This window comes from Mesorhizobium sp. M7A.F.Ca.CA.002.04.1.1 (genome assembly GCF_004022805.1).
Taxonomy (GTDB): domain Bacteria; phylum Pseudomonadota; class Alphaproteobacteria; order Rhizobiales; family Rhizobiaceae; genus Mesorhizobium; species Mesorhizobium ciceri.
The window spans coordinates 1-1,528 of the sequence record NZ_RZPL01001005.1 but is presented as its reverse complement, the minus strand read 5'-3'; the positions used below and the strand labels follow the sequence as shown (position 1 = coordinate 1,528).

Below are 1,528 nucleotides of genomic sequence, written 5' to 3'. Positions count from 1 at the left end.
CGTTCAGATAGCCTGATTTCTCGTTGAAACCATAAATCATCGTGCCGCCAGGCCCGGCAGTGCCGGGTCGGATGATCAGCGCGCTGTAGATCGGCGCGAAGCGGCCGCTCATGTCACGCGACATCATCTGCTGTTCGAAGGACAGGAAGACGATGCTTTTGGCTGTTCCCGTATGGTTGAAATCATCTCGCGCGGCCTCGCTGTAGCCGTCCATCTGGGGATAGCGCAGATAGAGGTCGAGCCGCGAGGCGATGCCGTCGCGCCGGGCCTGGGCGAAACGGATGGCATTGGCCGGGACCGTGATGACATTGTTGCCGATCACCACCTGGTGGGCTGTTGCGTCGTCGGTGTATCCGGCCATGGCGATCGAATGGCCGAACCATTTGCCGGCAAGGCTGATCGCCACCGACAACAGGGCGAGCACCGCGAACCCGTAGAGCACCCGCTTCATCAGCCTGGAATCGACCACGGTGAGTTCGTTGGCGAGCGCTGCCTGCTTCATCTCAGTCCTCGGATCTCGGGCCGCCCGTCCGCCTGCAGTGTCCCCGGGCGGCACACATCGCACGGCATGGCTCTTGCAGCCTGCATGGAACGACTGTGCAATTTCATGGTAAACGGAAAGTTAAGATGGGACCGCTGGAACTCACACTCTTTGCTTTTGCCGTCGGGTTGACGGCCTGCGGGCTGGCCGGATCGGCCATGGAACTGGTGTCGGGCCGCAAGGTCGCCTTCACCGAACCCTATGTGTCGCCGTCACATGTCTTGCGCTCGCTGCTCGCCACGGCCTGTGCGGGACCGTTCATGCTGGTCAACGACGCCATCGATGCCCGGCGTCAGCGCCGCATTTCAACGTTGGCGCTGATGTCCTGCGGCTGCACGGCAATTGCGTGGACCTTGGCGCTGGGCGTCGTCGTGCTTGCCATTGCCTCATGGTCGGTCCGTCTCCTAGGGTCCGAGCTGCCAGCTTGAGACGATTCGGAGACCAGGAATGCCGCTTTATGCGATCGATGGAACAGAGCCCAGCTTCGCCGATGCGGACTCGAACTGGATCGCGCCCGATGCGACGCTGATCGGCGACGTCAGGGTCGGACGCAATGCCGGCTTCTGGTTCGGCGCCGTCATCCGGGGCGACAATGAGCCCATCGTCATCGGTGCCGACACCAACGTGCAGGAACATACGGTCATGCACACCGATCCCGGTTTCCCGCTGACGATCGGCGAAGGCTGCACGATCGGCCACCGCGCCTTGCTGCATGGCTGCACGATCGGCGACAACAGCCTGATCGGCATGGGCGCCATCGTGCTGAACGGCGCGAAAATCGGCAGGAATTGCCTGGTCGGCGCCGGTGCGCTGGTTACCGAGGGCAAGGAATTCCCGGACAATTCGCTGATCGTCGGCTCGCCCGCCAAGGCGATCAGGGTGCTGGACGACGCGGCCGTGGCAAGGTTGCGCGGCTCGGCGGCGCATTATGTCGCCAACGGCAAGCGCTTCAAGGCGGGGTTGAAGAAGGTTTTCGAACGGCCATAG

At 62.8% G+C, this 1,528-nt stretch carries 3 protein-coding genes; 2 read left to right on the top strand and 1 reads right to left on the bottom strand.

The window, feature by feature from the left end; genetic code table 11:
• A partial coding sequence (locus ENZ75_RS31495) for a hypothetical protein (protein WP_128278611.1) occupies positions 1-502 on the bottom strand: 502 nt, incomplete at its 3' end.
• A 125-nt stretch (positions 503-627) separates the two neighbouring features.
• Here ENZ75_RS31495 and ENZ75_RS31490 point away from each other — a divergent pair.
• Both ENZ75_RS31490 and ENZ75_RS31485 read left to right on the top strand, forming a co-directional pair.
• Positions 628-969: a hypothetical protein gene (locus ENZ75_RS31490; RefSeq protein WP_063168099.1), complete on the top strand. Its 342-nt coding sequence runs from the start codon at positions 628-630 to the stop codon at positions 967-969.
• 19 nt (positions 970-988) lie between these two features.
• Positions 989-1,528, top strand: coding sequence for a gamma carbonic anhydrase family protein (locus tag ENZ75_RS31485; protein ID WP_024503875.1), 540 nt, complete (start codon positions 989-991; stop codon positions 1,526-1,528).

What these genes read in the sequence shown, in the direction of transcription:
- ENZ75_RS31490 (WP_063168099.1), top strand. Translation starts at nt 628, where the DNA reads ATGGGACCGCTGGAACTCACACTCTTTGCTTTTGCCGTCGGGTTGACG.
- ENZ75_RS31485 (WP_024503875.1), top strand. Translation starts at nt 989, where the DNA reads ATGCCGCTTTATGCGATCGATGGAACAGAGCCCAGCTTCGCCGATGCG.